Genomic DNA, 1,432 nt, shown 5'->3' on the forward strand with positions numbered 1-1,432 from the left:
CGACTCTTAATCCGATTGTCAAGCAGCGATGGTGAGGGGAGGTGTGGGTTGATAAGTCCGGTTGTCGCGCAGGAGTGCCCACAAGACGTTGACGCGGCGGCGTGCGAGGGCGAGAACTGCTTGGATGTGGCGCTTGCCTTCAGCGCGTTTACGGTCGTAGAAGTGGCGCGAGTCGGGGCAGGACTGGATGCTGAGCAACGCGGAGGTGTAGAAGACGCGTTGCAGGGGCCGGCTGTATCGCTGGGGCCGGTGGAGGTTGCCGCTGACACGGCCGGAGTCCCGGGGCACTGGGGTGACGCCGGCGAAGCTGGCGAGCTGATCAGGGCCGGTGAAGCGGGTCATGCTGCCGGTGGCGGCGATGAACTCGGCTCCGAGCAGGACGCCGATCCCGGGCATGCTGGCGATTACCTCGGCGGAGGGATGGCGGCGAAACGTCTCCTCGATGAGCTGGTCAAGGTCCTTGATCTGCTGGTTGAGGGTGATGAGCCCCTGGGCGAGCTGGGCGGCCAGGAGCGCGGCCGTCCGCTCGGCGGGCAGGGTTGTCTCCTGAGAGGCCGCCGCCGTGACGGCCTTGGCCGCCAGTGCCGCGGCGTTGCGGACCTTGCGCTCGCGCAACCAGGCCGTCAGGCCCTCCGCTCCGAGCTCGCGCAGCATGGCCGGGGTCTGGAAGCCGGTCAGCAGGATCAGTGGCCCCTGTGTGGTCGGATCGAGGACTCGTTGCAGGGCGGGGCAGATGGCCAGGAGCTGGTCGTGGAGCCGGTTGACCGCCCGAGTGCGATCGGCGGCCAGGTCTGTCCGGCGGGCCACCAGCATGCGCAGCTCGACGACCAGGTCGTCGTCACCGTCCAGGACGGTCAGGTTCCGGCGCATCCGCGCCTGGTCCGCGATGATCAACGCGTCCTTCGCGTCGGTCTTGCCCGCGCCGCGATATCCCTCAGCGGCCCGGTTGACCATGATGCCCGGCACATAGACGATCTTCTGGCCATGATCAAGCAGCAGTGTCACCAGCAATCTCGACTCGCTGCTGTTCAGATCGATCGCCCAGGTCACCTGCTCCGCCAGGCCCATGACCTCACTGATCACGCCCAGCAGGGCCGTCTCGTCATTGACGACCCGCCGGGAGAACACCCGCTCGCCCTCGCCATCGACCACCGCCACGTGATGATGCCCCCGGCCGATATCGACCCCAGCCCACATCCGCGTCAACTCGCGCCTCTCTCTCACCGCAACTCGCGTCAGCCCGCAGACGATCCCGCCATCAGGTCCCTACTCAGCGATCGGCTCGCAGCTCTTAATCAGAGGCCGGGCCCGTCCTGGAGAGGCGGGCGGCGAGTCGAAGGGAGCCACACCAGCGGCAGACGACTGAGAGCCACACCCGCCCCTCCCGGGGCATCTGAACCCTACGAGCTCAGACGCTTCAACGGTAGGGACG

1 protein-coding gene is annotated in these 1,432 nt (G+C 67.4%); it reads right to left on the reverse strand.

Features of this window, described 5'->3' with window-relative positions:
• Positions 1 to 18: 18 nt before the first annotated feature.
• A complete protein-coding gene (locus ACIBVN_RS60875) occupies positions 19 to 1,197 on the reverse strand; it encodes an IS110 family transposase (protein ID WP_397152051.1) in 1,179 nt (392 codons plus the stop codon).
• Positions 1,198 to 1,432: the final 235 nt, after the last annotated feature.

Origin of the sequence: Nonomuraea sp. NPDC049400, assembly GCF_044466425.1 — a bacterium.
GTDB lineage: Bacteria > Actinomycetota > Actinomycetes > Streptosporangiales > Streptosporangiaceae > Nonomuraea.

What these genes read in the sequence shown, in the direction of transcription:
- ACIBVN_RS60875 (WP_397152051.1), bottom strand. Translation starts at nt 1,197, where the DNA reads ATGTGGGCTGGGGTCGATATCGGCCGGGGGCATCATCACGTGGCGGTG.